We start from the raw sequence: 24,365 nt of genomic DNA, 5'->3' as shown, positions 1-24,365 counted from the left end.
CACGGCAGATCTCCTTGATCGACTTCCCCTGAACCAGCGACAGCCGACGTATCTTCGCAATCGTCTCCACGACCAACATCCAAAACAAATGCCTCCGATCAAACCGGAGGCAGTGTGAAACACCTGCCGTTACAGGGGTCCCTTTTGGATGCCGATCACCCCTGAAACGGGGTCCTTATTCCACGCCGAAACACACGCCAGAACAAGCAGCGGTCCACGGGCAAGCGAAAAGCCTTTTCCAATCCACAGATAATTACGATCCTCGACGCGATCACCAGCAATCGCGACAACCTTGTTCGCAAGGACTATCAGAAATGGGGGCCGCTGATCGGCGCTTTTACCGGCGCACGTCTGAATGAAATTGCGCAAATACACCTTGCTGATATTCGCCAGCAGGACAGCATATGGTGCTTCGACTTGAACGATGAAGGTGAAGACAAACATCTCAAGACCGAGAATGCCCGGCGTCTTGTGCCGATCCATCCAAAGCTCATAAAGCTTGGTTTGCTGAATCACGTAAATCAGCAGAAGGCACGGGGCGAAAAGAAGCTGTTCCCCGATTTCCGCTATGATCCAAAGAACGGATGGGGTCGCCATCTTGGACGCTGGTTCAATGATACGCTGCTACCCAAGTTGGAACTCAAGCAGAAGGAACTGGTGTTCCACAGCCTACGCCATACGGTTGTGACGAGGCTGATGCAAGCTGGCGTGCCGGAACCTGTGGTGAAGGCTCTTGTGGGACATGCACAGCAGGGCGTGACCCAACAGCATTATTTTAAGCAGGGTTATACACTTCGGCAGTTAGACGACGCTCTGCAAAAGCTTGACTACAGCCTGCCAACTGTTGAAACCGCTGATTGATGGCCGGATCGCTGTCGATGGACGAAACGCACATTGACAGCCTGACACTGAGTGCCGAAATAGCTACTGGGACCGTACGTGCGGTTCTGGGGCGTAGTAACCCCTCATGACTAGGATGGTGCCGCCGAACTGGCACCACTCTTCGACCTATGGTCGGGGAGCCTGCGGCGTATGCAACAGGTTCTCCGAACTAAAGGCCGTAGGGCCGTGTCATGCGGTTACTAACTCCCCGATCACCAGAGGATCGAAGGGCTATTCGCGGGGACGTACCGCGATACATGCCCACATGCGGGAGTTGGGGAATGTTTTGTAAGCTGGGTATTTTCTTTTCTACTGTTCTGATTGCCATATCGACTTTCGGTAATTTTTCCGCATACGCCTCAGACGACGAACTTCTGACAGCAGTGTGAGGTGGACCCGGTTTCTGAGACAGGGGCATAAGGTGGATCGCCCGATGAAAAGGACGATCCAGCATGAAGACACGCAGACGGTTTACGGCCGAGTTCAAGGCCAAGGTTGCGCTTGAGGCGATCCGCGGCGAGCGGACGATCTCGGACCTGGCGACGAAGCATCAGCTTCACCCGAACCAGATCACGCAGTGGAAACGGCAGGCCATCGAGAATCTGGCCAAGGCGTTTGACGACAAGGCGACGGACGCACAGGTCGGCCGGGAAGCCGAAGTGACGAAGCTGCACGCCAAGATCGGCCAGCTCGTCGTCGAGCGGGATTTTTTAGCCAGGGCCTTCGATCGCTGAGCCTGGATCGGAGGAGAATGATGATTGACCCCGATCACGAACGGCTCTCGATCCGCCGCCAATGCGAACTGGTCTCGATCTCACGGGCGTCGTTCTATCGCCAACCCGCCGGCGAGACGCCCGAGAACCTGGAACTGATGCGCATCATCGACGAAGCGTTCATGGAAATGCCGTGGTATGGCTCGAGGCAGATGGCGCGGCACCTCCGGCGTCAAGGTTGGTGTGTCGGCCGCAAGCGGGTCCGGCGGCTGATGCGCAAGATCGGTCTGTCGCCGATCTACCAGCCACCAAAGACGAGCGAGCCGCATCCGCAGCACCGCATCTATCCCTACTTGCTGCGGCATCTTGCGATCGAGCGGCCCAATCACGTCTGGTGCGCCGACGTGACCTACATCCCGATGCGGCGCGGCTTTCTCTACCTCGTTGCCATCATGGACTGGTTCAGCCGCAAGGTGCTAGCCTGGCGGTTGTCGAACACGATGGATGCCGACTTCTGCGTTGCCGCGCTTGAGGAGGCGATCGTCCGGCACGGCAGGCCCGACATCTTTAACACCGACCAGGGTAGCCAGTTCACCAGCTTCGCCTTCACCACGACGTTGAAGGAAGCGGGCATCCGCATCTCCATGGACGGGCGCGGCCGCTGGATGGACAACGTCTTCATCGAGCGGCTATGGCGCAGCCTCAAATATGAATGCGTCTTCCTCAACGCCTTCGAGACCGGGAGCGCGGCGCGTAGCGGCATCGGCTCCTGGATCGACTATTACAACCGGCGACGCCCGCACTCGACCTTCGGCGGCAGGACACCCGACGAGGTCTATGCTACGGCAGAAATGACGGAGCAATTGGCGGCGTAGAAACCAACCCGATCCACCTTAGCCAAGCCGCCAAACTGTCTCACCAAGCGGGACCACCTCAAAGTTGCCACGCTGCAAACGAAGGTGGACAAATTCGAATCGGCTGCCAGGCTTGAAGCGCCGTCGGACGAGGAAGCGCTCGCCGCAATCCGCAAACTCATATTCTTCGGTGGCGTGAAAAAAGCGGCCATCGAACAGTGCAAGCAGGACGCCGTTGCTCCAGGCGTCGTCTGCTACCTCTCGATCACGGACAAGCACGACCTCGTCCTGCCCAAGGTGCTGCGCTTTGTCAAAATTGACGGCGTTTGGGCATCACAGAATTGATTCGATAAGGAGAGAACCCATGAAGCCCTTCTGCTATTTGCTTCCCGCAATTGCGTGGGTCGTCGTCGGCTTCACAACCATGGATGCCAAAGCTCAGGATGCTTCATTTGGTTGCAAGATCCTGCTTTGTGTCGCTTCACAGAACCCATCGTGGCAAGGTGTCTCGTATTGCGTGCCGCCCGTTCTGAAGCTTCTTGCTATTCGAAAAGTCCACCCTGGATATTGGCCCTCCTGTCCCGAAGCTGGAACCGGCAAGCCGGGCTATACCGAATATGAAGACTGCCCCGCCGGGACGACCCCGACCACTATCAATCGTGAAAGTGGCCATGGGGCTAACATGCGCGGTACTCCCGCGTGCGCCAAATCGGTCCAAACTGCCTGCTCCAAGCTCTACAATCGCGATCGTCTCTTCGGTAATAGCAGCTACGAGAAGAATTCCGAATTCCACCGCGCCGATGACGCATGCACGACGACCGAGATCATCGCGAGGCCGCGACGCAAGGACTCTTATTATTTCGACATTCGTAACAAAGAAACAGGCAAAAACACGCGTTATTATTTCAACCTGAGGCACCGATAGTTCACGCCCCACTCTGCCGCTGAACCAGAAGGGCGGATGAGCGCGTACCAGCCTATGTACCGGAGGAGATCGCCATGCCTCATATCGAGAAGGGGCGGCTGGCGCGTACTCGAGGGCTAGTCCCCTATTGGGACGGCGCGCCAGAATAAACGCGATCCACAGCGGAATCGCCGTCGTGGCGTCCACGCTATTCGAGGTTTACTTGCGCGTCATGGAAGCTAGAGACGCCCGCCCTTCAGCAGAAACACGTAGAGGAGCAACACCAGCAGCACGTTGACGAGAGCGAGGGAGAGCAGCGCGGCAAGCGCATCATGAGCCCCGTATACGTCGATCAGCAGCGCGCCGAGGGACGGCGCCGCCGCCTGCATGATCAGGCTCGGCATGGCGATGCGGCCCATGATCGAGGCGTAGCGATCTTCACCGAAAACGGCCAGAGGCAGCGTGCCGCGCGCGATCGACTCGATGCCGATACCGGCGCCGTAGAAGATTAGAGCGGCGGCGATGATAGGGAAGCCGATCCACAGCAGCCCGACGCCAATCGCCACGAACACCGTGGAAGCGAACTTCGTCCAGATCGGATGATGGAACCGACTGATCAGCATCTCAATCGCCCTGGCACCGACCTGCGACGGTCCCACGATCGCGCCGAGCGCGACGGCGGCCGCAAGCGCGATCTCGCGCGCCTGGAGGATTGTCAGCAGATGCACGGACAGCATTGCCGAGATCAAAGAACTGATGGTGATGACCAGCGCGACCAATCCGAAGATCAGCTTGGGCGTGGCAGCTGCCACCGGGCTTGCCGCATCAGCTGCATGACTTTCAGGGACCAAGGCGGCGCGGAGGTCTCGCTTCGGCTCGGTCGGCAGCGCGAAGATGTAGAGCGGCAACAGCACGGCGACGTGGATGGCCGCGTAGATCAGGCAGGCATTGCGCCAGCCGAACTCTGACACGAGCAGCGCCGAGAGCGGCCAGCAGACGGTGCTTGCGAACCCGCCGAACAGAGTAAGTGTCGCGATCGCCGTGCGAGCTCGCTGGCCGTAGAGCCTGCCGAGCGTGGCGAAGGCCGCGTCATAGAGACCTGCTCCCATGCCGACGCCGAGCACCAGCCAGGAGATGACGTAGAGCGGAAGATTGGGCGACAGCGCGAGGCCCGCGAGTCCCAGCGCCAGAAATACGGCGCTGGTCGCAAGGACGAGACGCCCGCCGAGTCGCTGGATGCTGTCTCCGACGCGCGGCGAGACGATGCCGGCGACCAGCAGACCAAGGGAGAGGCCGCCGACGACCCATGCCAGCGGCCAGCCAGTATCGGTGGCGATCGGCTGCGCGAGAACGGCCAGCAGATAGTAGGACGAACCCCAGGCAAGGATCTGCGTGACACCGAGAACCGGAATGACGAAGAGCAGGCGCGGCGGCTCGTAGTGCGAAGGCGTTGCGTCGCTGGTCGCGACGCTCACGCGGCAACTCCGCAGCCGCATCCCGTCTTGCCTTCGTCCTTCGCCACGGCGTCGGCAACACAGCAGGCATCGAGCTCGGCTGGTGCCGGGCATCCGCAGCATCCGGAGGTCTCGCTCTCTTCGACACCGAAGTTGGTGACGCACACCCCCGTCTCGGGAAGAACGAGCTGGACATTGTCGGCCGCCGCAATGTCGCCGGCGAGCGCCGCGGCAACGGATCGAACCTGTTCGTAACCCGTCAGCAGCAGGAACGTCGGCGCGCGGCCGTAGCTCTTGATGCCAACCGTGTAGAAGCCCGGCTCCAGATGGGCGAGTTCACGATGACCGTGCGGCGGCACCGAACCGCAATAGTGCTCGTTCGGATCGATCAACGGCCCGAGCGCCTTGGTGCTTTCGAGCCACGGATCGAGATCGAGGCGTAGCTCGCGCGCCAGCGACAGGTCGGGCCGCTGGCCTGTCGAGGCGACGATGCGATCGACCGGACCGATCGTGCGCGGCCCTTCGGCCGTCTCGCCGTCGACCAGCAGCCGACCGTCTTTCTTGCGGATCGCTAAGATCGCAAAGCCCGCTACGAGAGGCACGCGACCGCTCTCGACGAGGTCTCGCGTGTCCGCACCCAGTTCGCCGCGCGCCGGCAACTGGTCGGCATCTCCCCCGCCATAGATGCGGATGAGATTGGTGCTGCGGGTAGCCCATATGGCTGTCGTCGCAGAATCCGTCCCCGCCAGGCGCGTGAGATCGAGCAGCGCATTGGCGGCCGAGTGGCCGGCGCCGACCACCAGCGTCGTGCGACCGGCGTAAATGTTCCGATGCCGCCCGAGGACGTCCGGAATGCCGTAGGCGATCCAGTCGCTGAACTCGGCCTCCCCATCGGCCGGCAAACCGCTGGCGCCGAGAGGGTTAGGATTCGCCCATGTACCGGAGGCGTCGATGACGGCGCGGGCGAGATCGCGACGAGATCCCGTCGCCGTCTTGATCGACAGGACGAAAGGCCTTTCCTCGCGTCCGCGACTGACCACCTTGTCGAGACCGAGCCGGGAGATCGCAACGACGCGAGCGCCAGTCTCGATCACGCCGGCAAGCTCAGGCGTCGCGGCCAGCGGTTCAAGGTATTTGGTGACGCTCTCGCCGCCGGTCGGAAAGACGTCGGGTTCCGGCAGACGCCAACCCTGGCGTTCGAGCAACGTCATTGCTGCTGGGTCGACGCAGTATCGCCAGGGCGTGAAAACCCGGACATGGCCCCAGTCCCGCATATTGGCGCCCACAGCATCCCCGGCTTCATACACTTTGACGAGGATACCTCGCATTACGAGATGCGCTGCTGCGGCTAGGCCAACAGGCCCGGCGCCAATCACGGCTACTGGGAGGGATTCCACGGCTTGCTGTATCATATTCTATCCTTCCGGTATTATAGAAATAAACGGCAGAGAGAAATCAGGCGGCAGTCTCTCTCTCAGCCGCGACACAGGGCGCATCGATGCAGCATTCGTCCACGAGGAAGTCGACAAGGTTGTCCATGGCCGGATAGTTGGCGCGGCAGATCAGCGTGGTTGCCTGACGCTCCTGCGTCACCAAACCGGTCAGGATCAGTCGGTGCAGGTGATGCGAGAGCGTCGAGGCCGCGATCCCGAGCTTCTCCTGCAGGCTGCCGACCGGCAGTCCGCTATCGCCGGCCCGCACAAGCGTCCGATAGACCTGAAGCCGCGTCGGGTTGCCGAGCGCCTCGAGCTGTTTTGCTGCTTCTTCGAAGTTCATGGAAATAAGCTATCGCCAACCGGGCCGATGGTCAACGGTTATTTCGGTAATCGTCGAAATAGACGTTGCGTCAGATTGGTGAGAACTTAACGCGCGCGGACAGCTTCTCGGCCGCTTCCTTGCGCTCGCTATAACGGTCGGTGAGATAATGGGAGACATCGCGGGCTAGCAGCGTGAACTTGACCAGCTCCTCCATCACGTCGACCACTCGATCATGATAGGAGGACGGCTTCATCCGCCCCGCCTCGTCGAACTCCTGATAGGCCTTCGCGACGGAGGACTGGTTGGGGATTGTCACCATGCGCATCCAGCGGCCGAGCACCCGAAGCTGATTGACGCATTGAAGCTCTGAGAGCCGCCGGAGACCTGCATGACAGCCAGTGTCCGGCCCTGCGTCGGCCGCACCGCACCGACCGAGAGCGGAATCCAGTCGATTTGCGCCTTCATCACCGCACCCATCGCGCCATGCCGCTCCGGGCTGGTCCAGACCTGGCCTTCGGGCCACAGGGATAGGTCGCGCAGTTCCTGCACGTTCGGATGGTCGATGGCGGCGCCGTCCGGTAGCGGCAGGCCGTGAGGATCGAAGATGCGGGTTTCCGCGCCGAAGTGTTTGAGCAGACGTTCGGCCTCCAGCGTCAGGAACCGACTGTAGGAGCGTTTGCGCAGCGATCCGTAGAGCAACAGAATATGCGGCGGATGCGTCGAGGGCGTTGCCCGCAGCCGGTCGATGATCGGCACGTCGAGGTTATTGACGACGACATTGGGAAGATCGTTCGGCATCAACGGTGAGACTCGGCAACAGCCGCGACCTTGTTTCCGCGCTCGTACCATCCCTTCGATCGGTTCACGATCCAGACCACCGTGAGCATCACCGGCACCTCGATCAGCACGCCGACGACAGTGGCGAGCGCAGCGCCGGAGTGAAAGCCGAACAGGCTGATCGCGGCGGCGACGGCCAGTTCGAAGAAGTTGGATGCGCCGATCAGGGCGGAGGGTCCGGCGACGCAATGCTGTTCGCCGGCAACCCGGTTGAGGATGTAGGCCAGTCCGGCATTGAAATAGACCTGAATCAGGATCGGCACGGCGAGGAGGCCGATGATGAAGGGCTGCGCGATGATCTGCTCACCCTGGAAGCCGAACAGCAGTACCAGCGTCGCCAGAAGTGCGACGAGCGAGACCGGGCCGAGCCTGGAAAGCAGCCGGTCGAGCGCCGCCTGTCCGCCGGTCGCCAGCAGCCGGCGGCGGATGAGCTGCGCGATGATCACCGGGATGACGATATAAAGCACGACCGACAGGACCAGCGTGCCCCACGGCACGGTGATGGCGGAGAGCCCTAGCAGCAGGCCGACGGTCGGCGCAAAAGCCACGACCATGATAGCGTCATTGAGCGCCACCTGGCTCAGCGTGAAATGCGGCTCGCCCTTGGTCAGGTTCGACCAGACGAACACCATCGCCGTGCAGGGCGCGGCGGCGAGGATGATCAGACCGGCAATATAGCTGTCGATCTGATCGGCAGGCAGATGCGGCCGGAACAGCCATCCGATGAAGAGCCAGCCGAGCAGTGCCATCGAGAACGGTTTGATCGCCCAGTTGATGAATAGAGTGACGCCGATGCCGCGCCAGTGCCTGCCGACTTCGCCGAGCGCTGCGAAGTCGATCTTGAGCAGCATCGGGATGACCATCAGCCAGATCAGTGCGGCAACCGGCAGGTTGACCTTGGCGATCTCCGCCGCGCCGATCGCTTGAAATGCGCCCGGCATGACGTGCCCGAGCGCGATACCGGCAACAATGCACAAGGCGACCGAGAGGGTCAGATAGCGTTCAAATGTCGACATGGTTCTTCCTCACGCCGTCGCGACGCGGCGACCGTGCTCGTCGATGACACGCTCGCCATCTTCCTTGACGAACTCGCCCCGCTGCGGCGGCAGGAGCTCGAGAACCTCTTCGGACGGTCGGCAAAGCCTCACACCTTTGGGGCTGATGACGATCGGGGGATTGATCAGGATGAGATGCGCCATCATGGCGTCGAGCAGCTGGTCATCGGTCAGGCTCCGATCGGCAAGGCCGAGTTCGGCATAGGGCGTGCCCTTCTCGCGAATGACGTCGCGGACCGAAACACCCATGCGGGCGATGAGCTGGACGAGGAGCTCCGGGGACGGCGGCGTCTTCAGATACTCGATGACATGCGGCCCGACGCCGGCATTGCGGATCAGCGCCAGTGTGTTTCGCGAGGTGCCGCAGTCGGGGTTGTGATAGATGATGACATCCATGACCAACCTCACGCCGCACTGTTTCGCGGCGAGGATGCGCCCTCTGACTGCCCGATCCCCACGAGCCTGGCGCGGAGCGACGACTTGTCGAGGTTGGCCACGGGCAAAGCCGTGAAAACGGAAATCCGGTTCTTGAGATACCCGAACGCAGCGACGAAGGCGGCTTCCTTCCGGATATCCGGCCCTTCGACCGCGGCCGGATTTTCGATGCCCCAATGGGTGGTCATCGGCTGGCCCGGCCACACAGGGCAGGTTTCGCCGGCGGCGTTGTCACAGACCGTGAATACGAAATCCATTACAGGAGCGCCGGCTGCGGCGAACTCGTCCCAGGCCTTCGACCGAAACCCCTCGGCCGGGTAGTCGAAGCTCTCCAGCGCCTTCAGCGCGAAGGGATTGACGGTGCCCTTCGGCTGGCTGCCGGCGGAGAAGGCGCGGAAGCGACCGCCCCCGTCCTTGTTGAGAATGCTCTCGGCAAGGATCGAGCGTGCCGAATTGCCGGTGCAGAGAAAGAGAACATTGTAGATGCGGTCAGCCACGAGCGGGCTCCTTGGTGGCTCCATTTCGCGGGGTGCAGCAGGGTGAGAGATCGGCGATTAGCGGCGCGCAGATCTCCGGCCGTCCGCCGCAGCAATCCTTGACGAGGTAGCCGGCGAGTTGGCGCACGGCATCGAGTTTGGCCCGATAGATGATCGACCGGCTGTGCCGCTCCGCTTCGATCAGGCCGGCGCGGGACAGGATCGCCAGGTGTGTCGATATGGTGTTGTGCGGCACGGCCATGCGGCGGGCGATGTCGCCGGCCGGCAGTCCGTCGGGCTCGTGCTCGATCAACAGCCGCAAGACGTCGAGCCGGGTCGGTTGGGCGAGTGAGGCAAAGGAGAGGATGGCTTGTTCTGAGTCCATATGTCGAGACTAATCGACATACTACGAGAAGTCCAGGCTGACTGAACCTTTGAGGCAGACCGCCCTGGTAAATACCCCGGCGGCAATTCCATCGAGATGTTCGAACTGGCCACAGAATTGCAAGCAGTCTGACAAATCATGACGAACCGTGTTCCAGCCTAACCGCGACGAAATCCTGCGGACTTGCCAAGGCTGCCGGTAAGAGGTTGCTATCGACTGGTGCGCCGCTCGAACATAGCACCGTAGTGATAGGGCGGAATCTCGACCAGCCGAGAGAACTTGAGGCCCCCTGCTTCGACATCGCGGATGGTCTGTCGTGGTGACAGTCGCAACGCCGTCCTTGGACCGCGCGGCTCGCCAAGGACGGTCGTTTCTTCGCGAGCGTGTTGATGCCAGTTGACGACAGCAAACTCGCCGCCAGGGCGCAGGGCTGCTCGTACGGCATCGGCTAAGCGCGAGCGATCAGGCACCCCGTGGAAGGCATTTGCCATGAATATGAAGTCGGCCGGTTCGGGGACCAGATCGGCGAGCATGTAGGCGTCTCCCGTCACGAAATCGCAATTGGCCAACTTGGCCCCATTCAGCCACTGTCGTGCGATTTCCAGGAGGGAAGGATCGATGTCGATAGCAACGGCATGCCAAGCGACTTTGGCGATGGGCAGCGTGAACCAGCCGTCTCCGCAGCATAGATCGACCGCGCGCATGCCGAGCCTGATTCCGACCGCGGCGACGACGCTGGCGGGGTGCGGCCATAGTTCTTCCCACCATGGGCTGGCATTTCCGTGCCTTCGAAAGATCCCGGAAAATTGGTGGCCATGATCTTATTGTCCCAAAGGCAGGGAAGTTTCAGGAGAAGCGCGCAAAGCATCCTATCAGAAATGCGTGGCGAGGTTACTTCCCGATCGACAAGCTCTGGTGATGAGCGGCCCAACCATCGGATTGGCGAGCGGAAGTCAAACACTTGACGTCGGATGTGAAGCTCACATGTTTGCGGTCTACGGACAGACATAGTGGATCGATTGGAGATAGAAGAAGATGGCATCCGCTCGTCCCGACCATCGCGCTCTCGCGGAAGCGCTTGAGCACCGGGTTCTAGATGGGCCGGGTGAAACGGATCCATCGCTGCGCCGGAATGTGGCGGCGCGAGCGTCGGGCGGCACGCTCATGGAGGCTCCGTCCGACGATCTTGCACGCCAGATCAGTGAATCCGCCTGTCGCGTCACCGACGCTCAAATGGCGAGCGTCCTGGCGGCGGCAGGCAGCGAGAAGGCTGCATTTGAAATCGTCGCAGCGGCCGCGACCAGCGCTGGTTTGCTTCGCTGGCGGCAAGGCATCAAGGTCCTGGAAGAGGCGGACAATGCGCCTGCCTGAAATCGATCGGGGCGACGGCCTCGGTAGTCGCCTGCTCATCGGCTTCATCTCGACAGTGTCGGGAATGCGGTTGCCGGATGCCGCCCGCGTGGCCTTCTACCATAAGCATTTTTTCGGCAGGCCAATGGGCGCATGGACGCAGGCCGCGATGCGCGGACTGAGCGACTGGAGCGTCGGCGAGCGCGAATTGATGGCGGCGATGGTCGCGAAGTGGAATTCCTGCGCTTTCTGCGTAGGCGCGCATGCGGCGGTCGCCGCCAAGGTCATGGAACGGACGCAGGTCGATGCGGCAATCGCTGATTTCCGCGCGTCATCCATCTCCGACGAACTCAAGGCGACCCTGGCGTTCCTGGAGATCATGACGCTGAATCCAATGGAACTGACGGCCGAGGACGCAAAGAGCGTGCTTCGCGCCGGGGTGAGCGTCGAGGCGCTGACGGACGCGATCGCCGTCGGATCGCTGTTCAACATCATCACCCGGTATGCCGACGCGCTGGGTTTCGCGCTTCCCACGGACGACGAGTTCTACCGCGCCGCGAGCATGCTCCTCAAGCGGGGCTATGCGTCCTGACCGAGCGCTATCCGCTCTGGCATGGATGGATGGCCCGGTCGTTCAATCGCGGCCCCAACCAAGCAGCCGCATTGCGTTGGCGGTCACCAGCACCGTCGCGCCCGTATCGGCGAGAATGGCAGGCCAGAGGCCCGTAACACCGATCACGGTGGTCACCAGGAATACCGCCTTCAGCCCGAGCGCCACACCGATATTCTGCCTGATGTTGGCCATCGCCGCGCGCGACAGCCGGACCATACGCGAAACGTCCTCGACGCGCCCGTGAAGGATTGCGGCGTCCGCGGTCTCGAGCGCCACGTCCGTGCCGCCGCCCATGGCGATGCCGATGTCGGCGACCGCGAGCGCCGGAGCGTCGTTGATGCCGTCGCCGACCTTCGCCACCCTGAGGCCGCCCTTCTGCATCTCGGCGACGATGCGCTGCTTGTCCTGCGGTAACAGCTCGGCCTGCGCCTCGATCCCGAGCCCTGCCGCTATGGCTTCGGCGGTCTTGCGATTGTCTCCCGTAAGCATGACGGTCCTGATGCCCAGGTCCTTAAGCGAGGCCAGGCCGGCCTTTGCGTCCTCTCGCGGCTCGTCGCGCATGGCGATCAGACCCGCCACTGCCCCGTCCGCCAGCAGGATGGAGACCGTCTTTCCCTGGCCGTTGAGATCCTCGGTCCGGGAGACCTGTTCCGGGGAAAGGGACGCGCGCCCGGCGGCCGCTTTGGCGGAAGCCAGGAACAGGGTAATACCACCGACATTGCCTTCTACGCCCTTTCCCGCAACCGCTCTCGCGCCGAATGCCGGCGGTATCGGCGCCTTGTCCGCCTTCGCCTTCTCGAGGATGGCGACGGCAAGAGGATGGCTCGATCCCTGCTCGAGGGCGGCGGCCATCGAAAGTATTTCTCGCTCGGTCCGCCCGTAGGCGACCACGTCGGTCACGACAGGCCTGCCATCCGTCAATGTGCCCGTCTTGTCGAAGGCGACGGCCGTGATCCTGCCGAAGCCTTCGAGAACGGCTCCGCCCTTCATCAGCATGCCGCGGCGGGCGCCTGCGGACAGGCCAGCGGCGACGGCTGCCGGAGTGGAGATCACCAGCGCGCAGGGGCAGCCGATCAGCAGGATGGCTAGCCCCTTGTAAATCCATTCGTTCCACCCCGAACCGAACAGCAGAGGCGGCATGGTTGCGACCAGGGCTCCGACGACGAGGACGCCGGGCGTGTAGTAGCGGGAAAAGCGGTCGATGAAGCGTTCGGTCGGAGCCTTGCTCTCCTGCGCTTCCTCGACGAGCCTGACGATGCGGGCGATGGTGTTGTCCTCGGCCGTCGCCGTCACCCGGACCCTGAGCACGCCGTCGGTGCTGATCGTGCCCGCGAAGACATTGTCGTTCTTGCCTTTCCGCTTCGGCGTGCTCTCCCCGGTGACGGGCGACTCGTCGATCTCACCGGCTCCCTCGACGATCTCCCCGTCCGCCGGGATGCGGTCGCCGGGCCGCACGACGATCAGGTCGCCGACGGCCAGCGACGCCGCAGGAATTTCCGCGGTGCCTCCGTCCCTTTCCACGAGCGCAGTCTTCGGCACGAGGTCGGCCAGACCCTGGATGCTCGCCCGTGCGCGTCTGGCGGCCACGCCTTCGAGAAACTCTCCGACCAGGAAGAGCAGCACGACGGTCGCCGCTTCCTCCGTCGCGCCGATCAGCACGGCACCAACGGCCGCGATCGTCATGAGGGTCTCGATGGAAAAGGGTATTCCCGCCAGGGCGGCCATGGCGGCGCGGCGGGCGATCGGAGCCAGCCCGACAAGCAGAGCCGCCACGAAAGCCCAGTGCTCGGCGGCGGGAACCAGCTTTCCGATCGCGTAAGCCGCGGCGAGCGCGATGCCGCAGGCGATGGTCGGCAGCGCGCGCTTCGAACGCCACCAGGGCTCGCCGGCTTCCTCCTCGCCGCGAGGGTGCAAGGATTTACCACCGTGCCCTTGTTCCGGTCGCGCCTCGCCGTCGTCCTCGGCAGGCCGTACTCCGTAACCCAGCTTCGAAACCTGCCTTGCGACCGCGTCCTTGGGGAGCGCGCCGCTATGCGTCACGGTCAGGCTGCCGCCGGCGACGGAGACCGATACGTCCTCCACGCCCTCGATCCGCCTGACGGCGGTGTCGATCTTGGCCGCGCAGGATGCGCAATCCATGCCGCTGACGCGGTATCGTGTCTGCGAGGCGAGCGCTGCCGGATTGTCCGGGGACGCGGAGGGAGCGGAAACCATGAATTCACCTGTTGCCATTGCCTGCGCGGCACCCTAGTTGCTCTAGCGACTAGAGGTTCAAGAGGAAAAATCGATGTACTCGATCGGCGAGCTGTCACGGCGCACGGGCGTGAAGGTGCCTACGATCCGCTACTACGAACAGGCGCGGCTGATGAAGGCGCCGGAGCGTTCCGACGGCAACCAGAGACGCTACGGCAGGCCGGAGCTGGAACGGCTGGCCTTCATTCGCCATGCCCGTGACCTCGGCCTGGCGATCGATTCGATCCGGGAACTGATCGAGCTCAGCGGCCATCCCGACATGCCGTGCGCCGACGCGGATCGGATCGCCAAGGAACAGCTCGCCTCCGTCAGGGAGCGCATCGCCCGCCTGCGGAAGCTGGAAAGGGAGCTGGAGCGGATCGCGACCTGCTGCACGGGCGAGACGGTCGGCGACTGCTACGTTATCCGGGCGCTGTCGGACCATACGCTGTGCCGGAATGATCATTGACCCAACGCCCGTTGCGACGGCGACGGCGACGAGGCTCCGGGCAAGGGCGACCGCTCCAGCGACGATGAAGCGGCAGGCATCGTTCACGCCACTGATTCCAAATCCGCTTTTCTCGCTCTTCCTTGGCAACAGGCTGCGCACTCCACCGACCGGGAGTTCAAGCGAAAAACACCGAGGAACAGCTATCGCTGGGCCTCCTGCGTCCTGCGCGCGTAGACCCGGTTCAATTCGTCATGCCTTCTCTGGACTTCCTTTGGCCATTTCGACTTGATGAAGGACAGAACGGCGATGATGTCGCCGTCGTCCAAGACACCCTCGAACGCGGGCATCCTCGTCTTGTAATCCTTGAGATTAGCCGCCTTGACCACACCGAGCTTGGTGATGTTGAACAGCAACTGGTCGGGATGGTGCCAGGTGTGGCCGCTTTCGTCGTGTGGCGGAGCCGGCATGAAACCGTCTTTGTCCCTGGTCTGCCAGTCGGGCTGCCCTTCCAGGCTCTTGCCGTGGCAGGAGGCGCAGTTACGGGCATAGAGGAGCTCGCCCCTGGCGACCACCGTCTCGTCGTCCGGGCGGAGCATCCCAGCAGAACCTTGGTGAAGGAACGCGAAGCCGCCGTAGGCGCCAACGGCTGCCGCGAGCGCCACCAAGGCGAGAACCGGGAATTTCTTCATGGCGACACACCAGCTCGAATGCCCCACGGGCAAGCGAGCGGCCTCACCGAAAGAACAGGTACTTCACCAGCGCCGCGATCAGCAAAACGATGAGGACGAGAAGGATGAGGCCGACAAGCCCCATTCCCCACATCCCGCCTGGCATCATCTGGTCCATCATGGCCGTGCTCCTCGGGTATGATCAAAACGGGTCCCACCATTTCTTCCTGTCAGGGTGCGCGTGGCATGACGTATCTTCAGCCCTATCCCGAGCCGCCGCAGCCGTTGGACAAGTTCCAGACGTCGACCACTTGTTCCCCGGAGAACCCGTGTTCGCTGATCAGGAACTTCGCCAGGCCGCCATACATCTTCCAGCGCCAGCATGGGCAGCAGCAGGGTCCTTTCTCGTCCGACCTGTCCATCGCAATTTGATAGGCACGCTGCTGGTCGGCGGAAAGCGACAGGTCGTAGTGGGACATCGCCTTTTGCGCGACGCCGGCGGCGATGTCGTAGGGATCTGACGGGATCTCCGGTATGGCGGCATATCTGGTGAGCCCCTGCACCTGCTCGGCGTAGCGCTTGCGGTCCATTTCGGCGCAGCAGGAGCCCCGCAGCCGCGCCGTCATCGGCATCTTGGCAATCGAGTCCGCGAACGCTGGCGTGCAGGCGCTGTTGCCATTCTTGCTCAGATAATCGAAGCGCTCATCCATGCTTTGCGGCTGGGCGGCTTCGGCTGGGATTCCAGTGGCGAACAACAGCGCCACGCTTCCGGCTCCGCTGGAAAATTCACGGCGGGAAACGGTTCCTCCAGTTGTTGTCTCTTTTGCCATGTTGCACCTTCGGGTTCAGTCCAGTGAGACGATGTTCAGTGCGGCCACGCCGATCAAACTCGGGATGGTCACCTGCTCCAAGCTTTCGGCGTCCGCTTCATTTGCGCGTGGCCCTCGCCTGCCCGATCAACTTCTTCATCGTCTCGAGATCGGTCGCGCCAGGAACGATCTGGTCCGCGACGACGAAGCCGGGCGTCCCGGCGATTCCCAGCGCTTGGGCGAGCTCGGCATTTCGGCTGATCGAGCCGTCGATTTCGGGCTGCTGCATGTCCGATTTCAGGCGGGCTATATCGAGACCGGTTTCGGCGGCAACCTTTAGCACCACCGCCTCGGTCACGCGGGTTCTGGCTGCGTAGAGCGCCTTGTGGAACTCGCCGTATTTGCCCTGCCGTTCGGCGGCGAGGGCGGCTTTGGCGGCAAACACGGAATCCGGACCAAGAATCGGGAATTCCTTGTAGACGATCCTGAGCTGGGGATCGTCGGCCACCGCCTGCTCGATGACCGGCGCCACCTGGCGGCAATAAGGGCAATTGTAGTCGAAGAACTCGACCAGGGTGACGTCGCCCTGGGCATTGCCGCCCACAGGGCTTTCCTTGTCGCGGAACAGGTCGTCCGCCCGCTCGGCCAGCGTGGCCTTTGCTTTTGCCGCATCGTCGGCGCGTTGACGGGCGTCCAGGCTTTGCAGCGCTTCCACGAGAACCTCGGGGTGCGCCAGGATATAGTCGCGCACGCGCTGATCGAATTCGCTCTGGGACATCTCGCCCGCCGCCATCGCGGACTGTCTCGCGCCTTGAAAGGCCGGATCGAGCAGGAACGCGCCCGCCAGGCAGGCGAGCAGAAGCAGACGAAGAACCGCGCCGGGACAGCGCCCTGCCCACTTTGCCTTGGATGTCATGTATTTCTCCTTCTTTGTCGCTTGTCGCGCCGCGCCGGGCCGAGGGCGCGGGTCAGAACAGGTTCTTCAGCTTCGTCAGCCAGCCGCCTTGCTGGTCGCTGTCCCGCTCGTGATGCGGACGCTCGACGCCATTGGTGAGCGCATTGACGAAGGTGACGAGATTGACCGGCGCGAAATCCAGCCCGTGAAAGTTCGCCCGCCAGCGCCCCTCCTTGTCGATCACATGCGTGACGATACCGTGGGCCTGGATGCCGTCTTCGGACTTGGTGAACGTGTGGCCGAAGGCTTCGGCCAGCTTGCGCGTCGTGTCCTCCGGCTGACCCTCGGCCGTGGTCAGGAAAAGCCAGTTGACGGGGTCGAGCCCATGCGCGGGCCCATAGTCGCGCAGCACCTCCGGTTTGTCCCGCGACGGGTCGGTGGTGACGGACACGAAGACGACCTGGCTCCTCATCGGGGTCGCGTTCACCATGGCCTGGACCGCGGCGACTTTCTCCGCATGGAGGGGACACACGTCCGGGCAGGACGTGTAGATGAAATGCAGGACGACGACCTTGCCGCGCAGATCGGCAAGTCGGACCACCCGCCCGTCGGCGGTGCGCAACGCGAAGTCCGGCGCCGGCTTGTCGATCGTCTGGAAATATTTCTCATCGCTTTGCAGCATCGCGTTGACCTCGTCGAGCGAGTGCGCCTTCGCGTCGGAAGCGAAGCCGGCTGTCAGCAACATAAGCGCGAGCAGGCATCGTAAAGTGCGCCCCCGCGTCTCCAAGGTCCGTGACAAACGCCGCGCCGAGGGCTCACCTTGCACGCGAGCAGACATCAGACTTTGCCCGCCGTGCTGGTCGGACTGTCGGCATCTTCCCTTGCGGAAGTATCCGGGGTGGAGCACGAACTGCCCGCCATTCCATTCATACAAAGTCCGAGCGCGCACATGGCAACGCAGGGCAGAACGCCAAGCAGCAGCGGGGCAATGCCGGCGGCGACCAGAAGGCTCCAGTTGAAGGCGAGGCCCGCGCCCGCGATAGCCACGCCAGCGGCGACCAGCACGCGCCGCCCGCTCAGAAGCGAGCGAGCGGCGGGGAGGAAGTTGCGGCGGGACGACGTCTCGCTGGCTTGGATAAGCTCAATGGCGTTCATAGGATTTCCTTTCTTATTTTGCGGCTATGCGTCCGCGGATGAAGTCGACCATTTCGGGCGAATCCCATTCGGCCGGGCCGATCAGTCGGCCGATCTCCCCGCCCTTGCGGTCGATCAGCAACGTCATTGGAAGACCCGGAGCGCCGAGCGTGAACATGGCCTTGGCCGAGACATCGATGTTCAGCGCCAGGTGCTTGACGCCGGTCTCGGCGAAGAATTTCTTCACCTGCTCTGGTCCGGCGCGATCCATCGACAGGGCGACGACCTCGAAGTCCGGCCCGCCAAGTTCTGCCTGCAGCCGGTCGAGCGTCGGCATCTCCTTGCGGCAGGGCGCGCACCATGTCGCCCAGATGTTGAGCAGCACGACCTTGCCGCGGAAATCGGCAAGCGTTCTCGGCTTGCCGCCGCCGTCTTCGAACCGGATATCCGGAACGGCGGCAGGCGTTTCGTTCACCGCAAAACTTTGCGGCGCGTCTGCGGCCGACACCGGTTGCTGCGCGATCGTCAGCGCCGCAACCAAAACCATGGCCAGTTTGCTCGCACTCGTCATGGAAGAACTCACTCGGTCGCGTAGATCGTCGGCCGCTTGCCGTCCTTGGTGACGGCATAGACGGTGAACGGTTCGGTCTTCTCGCCCACCATTCCCGGCGATCCCATCGGCATGCCGGGCAGCGTGATCCCGGCGATCGCCGGATGCTCGCTGAGGAGCTTCTCGACGATCTTCACAGGGACATGGCCGTCGACGACGTAGCCGTCGATGAACATGGTGTGGCAGCCCTGGAAGTCCGCAGGCACGCCGGCCTTGCTGCTGATTTCGGCGAGATCGTTGGTCGGCTTTACCTCGACGTCGAAGCCGTTCTGGCGAAGGTAGTCGGCATAGCCTTCGCAGCAACTGCATTGAGGGTTCTTGTAGAGCAGCGCCTTGTGCAGTTCGCCGGCCTGAACGGCGGCAAGGCTGGCGGAGAGGAAGGTGGCGAGAGCGAGAATGCGAAGCATGGATGTTTTCCTTTCAATGTCGTCGTCGGGTTTCGGATTCGTCGATTTGAAATCAGGTCTTGTGCTTCCCGTCGCCAACCCTGAGCACGGTCATCAGCCCGGCCGTCTGGTGATCGGTGATGTGGCAATGCAGCATCCAGTCGCCCGGATTGTCGGCGACGAAGGCGAGTTCGACGGTGTCCCTGGGTGCAAGAAGGACTGTGTCGGCCCATTGATTATGCGGAACGGCCGCCCCGTTTCGCTCGATCACCCGGAAGCTGAACCCGTGCAGGTGCATCGGATGCCACCAGGCGGTTTCGTTACGCATAGTGACGAGCTGGCTGCGTCCCTGGGCGAGCGTCATCAGCGGCGGCATGCCCGCATGGCCGTCTCCCGTCATCGACGTACCGTTGATCGACCAGATGGCGCGGCCATGCGTCATGCCGCCCGACATTGCGCCCATCTCCTGCATCATGCCGCCGCCCATGCCGCTCATCATCCCGCCCTGGAGGACCAGTTCGAGACGCTCGGCACTCCGGAGATCAGGTTGCGGAAGCGGATTGGCGGGCAGCCGGAGCGGAGCGTCGAGAGGGCTTTTCCTCAGCGGCGCGTCGGCGGCGTAGGCAAAGGCGGTTAGTTCGTAGGCGAGCCCGTCGTAGAAATCGTCGACGACGGCATGGCGGCTGCCCGGCTCGCCCTCCATGTCGATGATCAGATCGATGCGCATCGCCGGGCCAAGCAGCAGCCTGCCGCCGTCCGGCTCGTGCGGGTCGCAGGGCTGTCCGTCGGTGGCGACGACGACGGGCCTGTGGCCGTCGAACCTCAGCGCCATGATGCGGGCGAGCGAGGTGTTGACCAATCGCAGGCGCACGCGCTCGCCCGCCCTGACGCCTTGGTCGCCTGGAACCGTGCCGTTCAGCGTCACCGTGTTGCCGACCCGGCCGGACATGGCCGCCTCCATGCGGTTGCCGAAGCCCGGGGCGATCTGCCCGTCTGCATCGAGCCGCCAGTCGGCGAGCACCCACAGGAGGTCGCGGTCCACCTGGACAGGTTCGGCCTCCTCGACGATCAAGGCGCCGGCGAGGCCGCGCCCCAGTTGCTGCAGGCTGTCGGCATGCGGGTGGTACCAGAAGGTTCCGGCGTCGGGCGGCGTGAACGCGTAAACGAAGCTCCCGCCCGGCTTGATCGGTGGCTGGGTAAGGCCGGGCACGCCGTCCATGGCGTTCGGCAGCCGGATGCCGTGCCAATGCACGGTCGTATCCTCCTCGAGATGATTCACGACTACGATGCGCGCCGGTTCTCCCTGGCGGAGCCGGATTTCCGGTCCGGGAACGCTACCGTCATAGGCCCACACCTCGGTGGTCGGACCCTTCTCGCCCTTGAGGGCCGCACGGCTGCGGCCGGGTGAGAGCTTGTAAGCGCTAGCAGGCGTTGCGAGGCCCGGCGATGGTTTCAGCACGAGCCTTGTGACGGCAAGTGCCGTGCCTGCCCGGAGGACCTCCCGGCGCGAGACGGAACAATTCGAAAAGACGGACACTTCAAATCCTTCGGCAGCGATCGCCGATGGACTGCGGGCTCACGAATGCCCGCTTCGTCATCGGCAATTCGCACCTGTCCGAGAATCGGGCAGATGCGCTCGGATGCCTGGATCAGCCCTCAGGGCGGATTCCTGGCGTCAAACGAAGCTGAAAGGTCTGGGAGGATATGGGTCGGGCACGCCGCCCCACCCGTGCAGGAGCGCGGCCGGCAACGGCGCCGGGCGAACTGCAAGAGGTACGGTGGCAAGCGTCGGGCTGTCGGGGAGCACCGCCATGCCCGGTGCGACGCAGGCCTGGGGACAGACCGTCATCTTGCTGCTGTCCGATTTCCGGTCGGGACAGCCCGGGCAGCCGTCGCGGGACGGCATGCCCATGCCGGATGCTGCCATGTCGGCGGTCATTGCCATCTTCGCCGCCATGGCGCTGGCCTGAACGGGAGACATGCCCAGGCCCGCGGTGACGGAAACCGCAATCAACAGTGCAAGAAAATGTCTGGCCGACCAGCGCATGGAAGCAATCTACATTGCCGAGGATGTTTTCTCAACACGGGAGCTTGCCATCGACTGCGGCTAAAAGGCAGGGCGCTACGAACCGGCCATCGGCCTATTTTCCGTGACCGTGCGAATGATCGTGACCGCCTGTTGCGAACCGGATATTCGCCGCTGCGAGCGCGGGCATATGTTCGAAAAGCTCGTCCTCGAGATCGGCTGCGATCTTGTTGGCCGCCGAGAGCGGTAAGGATTCTTCGACATCGATGGCTACGTCGGCGTGCAGCTTGTGGCCGATCCACCGCGCCTTGGCTTCAACGATACGCGCACCGGGCACATGGGCCCCGGCATGTTCGATCTCGTCCATCACGCCGGGCTCGACGCCATCGAGCATGCGCGTGAGAACGGATCTGGCCGACTGCCAGACGATGCCGAAAATGGCGATGGTGATCAGCAGGCCGATGATCGGATCGGCAAGCGGGTAGCCGAGCCAGACGCCGATGGCGCCGACAACCACGGCCAGGCTGGTCAGCCCGTCGGTGCGGGCATGATAGCCGTCGGCGACCAGGGCCGCGCTGTTGATCTCGCGGCCGACGCGGATGCGGAAGACGGCCACCGCCTCGTTACCGAGAAAGCCGATGATGCCCGCCGCCGCTAGCCAGCCGAGATGGCTTACCGCCTGTGGATTGATCAGGCGGTCGATGGCCTCGTAGCCGGCCACGATGGCGCTGAACAGGATGATCAGGACGATAATGATGCCGGCCAGGTCCTCGACGCGCCCGAGGCCATAGGTGAAAGTCCGCGTCGGCTTGCGGCGCGCTAGAATGAACGCGATCCACAGCGGAATTGCCGTCGTCGCGTCGCCGACATTGTGGATGGTGTCGGCCAGCAGCGCCACGCTTCCCGAAAGCGCGACGACGGCCATCTGAAGGACGGCCGTGATCGCAAGGATCACGAACGACCACTTGATCGCCCAGATGCCGCGGTCGGTGGTCGCGATCGTCGCGTCGATGACTCCGTGGGTATGGCCGTGCGGCCCGTGATCATGGCCGTGACTGCCATGCCCGTGCCCGTGGTCATGCTGGCCGAAACCGAACCAGTCCCGCAATGCGTTCGCCATGTCCGTTCGCTTCCCTTATTTCAGATAGGTGCGGACGACTTCGATCAGCTCGGCCGCGCCCCTCGCCCTGTCCGCGTCCGGATCGTGATCGGGGTCCGCGACGTGGTAGCGGATGTGGTCTTCCATCAGTTCGGCCGTCAGGCCATTGATCGCGCCGCGCATCGAGGCGACAAGCATCAGCACATCGGCACAGCCGATTTCCGCCTCCAGCGCGCGCTCTACGGCTTCAGCTTGGCCTCGAATCCTTCGGATTCGGCCAAGGAGCTTGGACTTCGCCTTGTCTCCGGTTGTGTGCGACATCGCTGCTGCCTCTCTGATTTGGTGAGGCACATACTATAGGGGGGTAGGCTATATGTCCAGACACAAAGACACCTGCCCGCTGCCATGATACTCGCGGCCCTGGACATGCTACGTCAATACGCCCGTACTCAATGCACTGCCGGAAAGACTTCGGCCGTCATGCCGGCTGCCCGGTATGCCAGCAGTCCAAACCATTCATGCACGGCGAGATCGGTCGAGGCGAGACCATCGGCCATGGATTTGGTAACCCGCCAGAGATCGTTCGTTCCACGCGTTCGGTAGTCGACCGGATACGGGGTTACGCTGAATCCGGCGGCGCGGAAACATCCGACCGCCCTCGGCATATGGCTCGCCGACGTCACAAGCAACCAAAGCTCGCCTGGCTTCGGCTGAAGGGCGGCTTTGCTTTCAGTGCCGTTCTCGCAGGTGTTTCGCGACCGTTCCTCCATCTCGATGCGCTGGGGCGGAAGGCCAAGCGACACGAGGATTTGGCGCGCCACCTGGGATTCCGACATCCTGGCATTGCCGCCAAGGATATGGCTCGCTCCGCCCGAAAGGAAAATCTTTGCGTCCGGATAGCGCCGGCTAAGGTCGACGGTTGCCGTCAGCCGCTCTCCTGCCTCATTCATCGCCAAAACGTTGCGGTCGCTGCTGATATGGGTATCGACGGCTCCGCCGAGAAGGATGACTCCAGCGACGGGCCTGTCGATGACTGGTTGGGGAAAGCGGTCCTCAAGCGCCGACAAGGCGGCCGGTCCAAGAGGGCTCCAGCCGCAGATGGCCAGCAGCAGAACCGACGCTATCATGCACCGTCGTCCCCAGCGGGACCAGCCGGCGAGCGAAACCATGATGCCGGTCAGCCCAAGCAGAACGAACAGGTTGGAAGGGATCAGGAAAAACCCTATCAGTTTCGAGATGAAGAAGAACATCAAACCCCCGCATATCTCGATGAATGGAAGCCTTCGAAGATGGCCGTGAACGTTTCGGACCAGCGCTGGAGCTTAGGCGTCCGCCTGCTGCATTGGCTTACGGTGGTCGCGCTCGCAGCCCAGTTGGCTGTCGCCTTTGGGCCGATGGCCGGGTCAGGAATGGCGCCAATGAACTGGCTGCCGCTGCATATGTCGATCGGCGTGACCGTCATTGCCATGATCTTCCTGCGGATTTTTTGGCGCATCTTCGCCAAGGCTCCTGTCCGGCCGCTGCCGCGATACGTGCGTTTTGCAGGTGCTCTCGTTCACATCTGCCTATACGCGACGATCCTTGCAGTCCTGATAACGGGGTGGCTGGGCTATCGGCCGATACCTTTCATGCCTCCCGCGCGGTTGTTCGGAAGCCTGCCCGTGCCGCTGGCCCCGACGGTGGACGGGCTGTCGGCCCGGTCCTTCGCCGTGCTCCATGCCAGGCTGGTCTGGATACTGCTCGGGCTCGCCGGCATTCACGTCCTGGCCGCTCTGGCGCATGTGGTGTTGCTTCGGGACGGCGTGATGCGCGGTATGTCGTTTGGACGGCCGAACGTCAGGCCGCGGGAATAGAGCTATCGCCTCCTTGGCCCGCGAAACTGCCCTCCATCGTCCCTTTACGTCATCGCCCAGAGCCCGGCCGCGACGACCGCGGCATACCGCACCGCCTTGCCCACCGCGACGAGAGCCAAGAACAAGCCAAAGTGCATCCGCGCCGCACCTGCCGCGAGGGTGAAAGCATCGCCAATGACCGGCAGCCAGGCGAACAGAAGCGTCCACGCGCCGAAACGGCGAAACGTCCGGCTCGCCCGGTCATATCGATCACGGGAGACCGGAAACCAGCGCCTGTCCTGGAGCGCATCGATACCGCGCCCCAGCAACCAGTTCACCGCTGATCCGAGCGTGTTGCCGACCGTGGCGACGCCGAGGAGCAGCATTGGGTCGCCTTGGCCCGTGGCGACGAGGCCGGCGAGCACAGCTTCCGAAGAGATCGGAAGGATGGTCGCCGCCAGGAAGGCGCTGACGAACAGCCCACCGTAAATGGCCAGTGCTGCCATG

At 63.0% G+C, this 24,365-nt stretch carries 30 protein-coding genes and 2 pseudogenes; 9 read left to right on the top strand and 23 right to left on the bottom strand.

What is annotated here, in order from left to right; genetic code table 11:
• Positions 1-129 precede the first annotated feature (129 nt).
• The gene (locus ABMA46_RS14815) at positions 130-444 is read right to left on the bottom strand and encodes a hypothetical protein (protein WP_349000412.1); all 315 of its coding nucleotides are present in this window, start codon (positions 442-444) and stop codon (positions 130-132) included.
• Between ABMA46_RS14815 and ABMA46_RS14810 the strand changes: the two genes are divergently transcribed.
• The 4 genes from ABMA46_RS14810 (at position 325) to ABMA46_RS14795 (ending at position 3,374) form a co-directional block, all read left to right on the top strand.
• Positions 325-861 carry a site-specific integrase gene (locus ABMA46_RS14810; RefSeq protein ID WP_349000432.1) on the top strand — a complete coding sequence of 179 codons (537 nt, stop codon included), beginning with the start codon at positions 325-327 and terminating at the stop codon, positions 859-861. The genes ABMA46_RS14815 and ABMA46_RS14810 overlap by 120 nt on opposite strands.
• Positions 862-1,334: 473 nt before the next feature.
• A protein-coding gene (locus tag ABMA46_RS14805; protein ID WP_425475750.1) for an IS3 family transposase occupies positions 1,335-2,470 on the top strand; the annotation gives its coding sequence in 2 pieces (ribosomal slippage) (positions 1,335-1,605 and positions 1,605-2,470; 1,137 coding nt in all).
• A gap of 84 nt (positions 2,471-2,554) precedes the next feature.
• Positions 2,555-2,794, top strand: a complete 240-nt coding sequence (locus tag ABMA46_RS14800; protein ID WP_349000408.1) for a hypothetical protein — start codon at positions 2,555-2,557, stop codon at positions 2,792-2,794.
• Positions 2,795-2,813: 19 nt separating this feature from the next.
• Positions 2,814-3,374 (top strand): hypothetical protein, encoded by a 561-nt coding sequence (locus ABMA46_RS14795; RefSeq protein WP_349000406.1) that lies wholly within the window; start codon positions 2,814-2,816, stop codon positions 3,372-3,374.
• Between the two features lie 218 nt (positions 3,375-3,592).
• Here ABMA46_RS14795 and ABMA46_RS14790 read toward each other — a convergent pair whose 3' ends face one another.
• The 9 genes and pseudogenes from ABMA46_RS14790 to ABMA46_RS14750 form a co-directional block, all read right to left on the bottom strand.
• Positions 3,593-4,828, bottom strand: a complete 1,236-nt coding sequence (locus tag ABMA46_RS14790; RefSeq protein ID WP_425475749.1) for an MFS transporter — start codon at positions 4,826-4,828, stop codon at positions 3,593-3,595.
• Entirely contained in the window at positions 4,825-6,219 is a 1,395-nt protein-coding gene (locus ABMA46_RS14785) for an NAD(P)-binding protein (protein WP_349000405.1), read from the bottom strand. Before ABMA46_RS14785 ends, ABMA46_RS14790 begins: the two co-directional genes overlap by 4 nt.
• Before the next feature lie 43 nt (positions 6,220-6,262).
• Positions 6,263-6,583 (bottom strand): ArsR/SmtB family transcription factor, encoded by a 321-nt coding sequence (locus ABMA46_RS14780; RefSeq protein ID WP_349000404.1) that lies wholly within the window; start codon positions 6,581-6,583, stop codon positions 6,263-6,265.
• A 70-nt stretch (positions 6,584-6,653) separates the two neighbouring features.
• A pseudogene (arsH, locus tag ABMA46_RS14775) lies at positions 6,654-7,363 on the bottom strand (arsenical resistance protein ArsH).
• The gene (gene arsB, locus ABMA46_RS14770) at positions 7,363-8,418 is read right to left on the bottom strand and encodes an ACR3 family arsenite efflux transporter (protein WP_349000402.1); all 1,056 of its coding nucleotides are present in this window, start codon (positions 8,416-8,418) and stop codon (positions 7,363-7,365) included. Before arsB ends, arsH begins: the two are co-directional and overlap by 1 nt.
• Before the next feature lie 9 nt (positions 8,419-8,427).
• A complete protein-coding gene (gene arsC, locus ABMA46_RS14765) occupies positions 8,428-8,853 on the bottom strand; it encodes an arsenate reductase (glutaredoxin) (protein WP_349000401.1) in 426 nt (141 codons plus the stop codon).
• A gap of 8 nt (positions 8,854-8,861) precedes the next feature.
• Entirely contained in the window at positions 8,862-9,389 is a 528-nt protein-coding gene (locus tag ABMA46_RS14760) for an arsenate reductase ArsC (protein WP_349000399.1), read from the bottom strand.
• Positions 9,382-9,753, bottom strand: coding sequence for an ArsR/SmtB family transcription factor (locus tag ABMA46_RS14755; protein WP_349000397.1), 372 nt, complete (start codon positions 9,751-9,753; stop codon positions 9,382-9,384). Before ABMA46_RS14755 ends, ABMA46_RS14760 begins: the two co-directional genes overlap by 8 nt.
• A gap of 209 nt (positions 9,754-9,962) precedes the next feature.
• Positions 9,963-10,457 (bottom strand): class I SAM-dependent methyltransferase, encoded by a 495-nt coding sequence (locus ABMA46_RS14750; protein ID WP_349000395.1) that lies wholly within the window; start codon positions 10,455-10,457, stop codon positions 9,963-9,965.
• 331 nt (positions 10,458-10,788) lie between these two features.
• Here ABMA46_RS14750 and ABMA46_RS14745 point away from each other — a divergent pair, with 331 nt between their 5' ends.
• Both ABMA46_RS14745 and ABMA46_RS14740 read left to right on the top strand, forming a co-directional pair.
• On the top strand, positions 10,789-11,124 hold the full coding sequence (locus tag ABMA46_RS14745) for a hypothetical protein (RefSeq protein ID WP_349000394.1): 336 nt from the start codon (positions 10,789-10,791) through the stop codon (positions 11,122-11,124).
• Positions 11,111-11,695: a carboxymuconolactone decarboxylase family protein gene (locus ABMA46_RS14740; RefSeq protein WP_349000393.1), complete on the top strand. Its 585-nt coding sequence runs from the start codon at positions 11,111-11,113 to the stop codon at positions 11,693-11,695. Before ABMA46_RS14745 ends, ABMA46_RS14740 begins: the two co-directional genes overlap by 14 nt.
• 42 nt (positions 11,696-11,737) lie before the next feature.
• Here the strand turns inward: ABMA46_RS14740 and ABMA46_RS14735 are convergent, their stop codons facing one another.
• Complete coding sequence (locus ABMA46_RS14735; RefSeq protein WP_349000391.1) at positions 11,738-13,930, bottom strand: heavy metal translocating P-type ATPase; 2,193 nt, start codon at positions 13,928-13,930, stop codon at positions 11,738-11,740.
• Positions 13,931-14,003: 73 nt separating this feature from the next.
• Between ABMA46_RS14735 and ABMA46_RS14730 the strand changes: the two genes are divergently transcribed.
• Positions 14,004-14,417: a MerR family transcriptional regulator gene (locus ABMA46_RS14730; protein WP_349000390.1), complete on the top strand. Its 414-nt coding sequence runs from the start codon at positions 14,004-14,006 to the stop codon at positions 14,415-14,417.
• Between the two features lie 182 nt (positions 14,418-14,599).
• Here the strand turns inward: ABMA46_RS14730 and ABMA46_RS14725 are convergent, their stop codons facing one another.
• The 8 genes from ABMA46_RS14725 to ABMA46_RS14690 form a co-directional block, all read right to left on the bottom strand.
• The gene (locus ABMA46_RS14725) at positions 14,600-15,088 is read right to left on the bottom strand and encodes a c-type cytochrome (protein WP_349000388.1); all 489 of its coding nucleotides are present in this window, start codon (positions 15,086-15,088) and stop codon (positions 14,600-14,602) included.
• A gap of 242 nt (positions 15,089-15,330) precedes the next feature.
• Positions 15,331-15,897, bottom strand: a complete 567-nt coding sequence (locus tag ABMA46_RS14720) for a hypothetical protein (protein ID WP_349000387.1) — start codon at positions 15,895-15,897, stop codon at positions 15,331-15,333.
• A 97-nt stretch (positions 15,898-15,994) separates the two neighbouring features.
• Positions 15,995-16,792: a DsbA family protein gene (locus tag ABMA46_RS14715; protein ID WP_349000386.1), complete on the bottom strand. Its 798-nt coding sequence runs from the start codon at positions 16,790-16,792 to the stop codon at positions 15,995-15,997.
• Positions 16,793-16,844: 52 nt separating this feature from the next.
• Positions 16,845-17,516: an SCO family protein gene (locus tag ABMA46_RS14710; RefSeq protein WP_349000385.1), complete on the bottom strand. Its 672-nt coding sequence runs from the start codon at positions 17,514-17,516 to the stop codon at positions 16,845-16,847.
• A gap of 92 nt (positions 17,517-17,608) precedes the next feature.
• The gene (locus ABMA46_RS14705; protein WP_349000384.1) at positions 17,609-17,926 is read right to left on the bottom strand and encodes a hypothetical protein; all 318 of its coding nucleotides are present in this window, start codon (positions 17,924-17,926) and stop codon (positions 17,609-17,611) included.
• A 13-nt stretch (positions 17,927-17,939) separates the two neighbouring features.
• Positions 17,940-18,452, bottom strand: coding sequence for a TlpA disulfide reductase family protein (locus tag ABMA46_RS14700; protein ID WP_349000383.1), 513 nt, complete (start codon positions 18,450-18,452; stop codon positions 17,940-17,942).
• A 32-nt stretch (positions 18,453-18,484) separates the two neighbouring features.
• Entirely contained in the window at positions 18,485-18,922 is a 438-nt protein-coding gene (locus tag ABMA46_RS14695; protein WP_349000382.1) for a DUF411 domain-containing protein, read from the bottom strand.
• 52 nt (positions 18,923-18,974) lie between these two features.
• Positions 18,975-20,438, bottom strand: a complete 1,464-nt coding sequence (locus ABMA46_RS14690) for a multicopper oxidase family protein (protein WP_349000381.1) — start codon at positions 20,436-20,438, stop codon at positions 18,975-18,977.
• Between the two features lie 274 nt (positions 20,439-20,712).
• Between ABMA46_RS14690 and ABMA46_RS14685 the strand changes: the two genes are divergently transcribed.
• The gene (locus tag ABMA46_RS14685; RefSeq protein ID WP_349000380.1) at positions 20,713-20,871 is read left to right on the top strand and encodes a hypothetical protein; all 159 of its coding nucleotides are present in this window, start codon (positions 20,713-20,715) and stop codon (positions 20,869-20,871) included.
• 183 nt (positions 20,872-21,054) lie between these two features.
• Here ABMA46_RS14685 and ABMA46_RS14680 read toward each other — a convergent pair.
• The 3 genes and pseudogenes from ABMA46_RS14680 to ABMA46_RS14670 form a co-directional block, all read right to left on the bottom strand.
• Positions 21,055-22,047: pseudogene (locus ABMA46_RS14680) on the bottom strand (cation diffusion facilitator family transporter); the annotation flags it as partial.
• Between the two features lie 15 nt (positions 22,048-22,062).
• Positions 22,063-22,347, bottom strand: coding sequence for a metal/formaldehyde-sensitive transcriptional repressor (locus tag ABMA46_RS14675; RefSeq protein ID WP_349000378.1), 285 nt, complete (start codon positions 22,345-22,347; stop codon positions 22,063-22,065).
• Between the two features lie 128 nt (positions 22,348-22,475).
• Positions 22,476-23,276 (bottom strand): YdcF family protein, encoded by an 801-nt coding sequence (locus ABMA46_RS14670; protein ID WP_349000377.1) that lies wholly within the window; start codon positions 23,274-23,276, stop codon positions 22,476-22,478.
• A 39-nt stretch (positions 23,277-23,315) separates the two neighbouring features.
• On the opposite strand from ABMA46_RS14670, the gene ABMA46_RS14665 reads away from it, so the two are divergent.
• A complete protein-coding gene (locus ABMA46_RS14665) occupies positions 23,316-23,879 on the top strand; it encodes a cytochrome b (RefSeq protein WP_349000376.1) in 564 nt (187 codons plus the stop codon).
• Between the two features lie 44 nt (positions 23,880-23,923).
• On the opposite strand, the gene ABMA46_RS14660 is transcribed toward ABMA46_RS14665, so the two are convergent.
• On the bottom strand, positions 23,924-24,364 hold the full coding sequence (locus tag ABMA46_RS14660; RefSeq protein ID WP_349000374.1) for a YqaA family protein: 441 nt from the start codon (positions 24,362-24,364) through the stop codon (positions 23,924-23,926).
• Between the last annotated feature and the right edge of the window lies 1 nt (position 24,365).

This window comes from Mesorhizobium hunchu (assembly GCF_040081975.1).
GTDB lineage: Bacteria > Pseudomonadota > Alphaproteobacteria > Rhizobiales > Rhizobiaceae > Mesorhizobium > Mesorhizobium hunchu.
The sequence above is the reverse complement of the archived record's forward strand: the minus strand, read 5'-3'. Positions and strand labels throughout refer to the sequence as shown.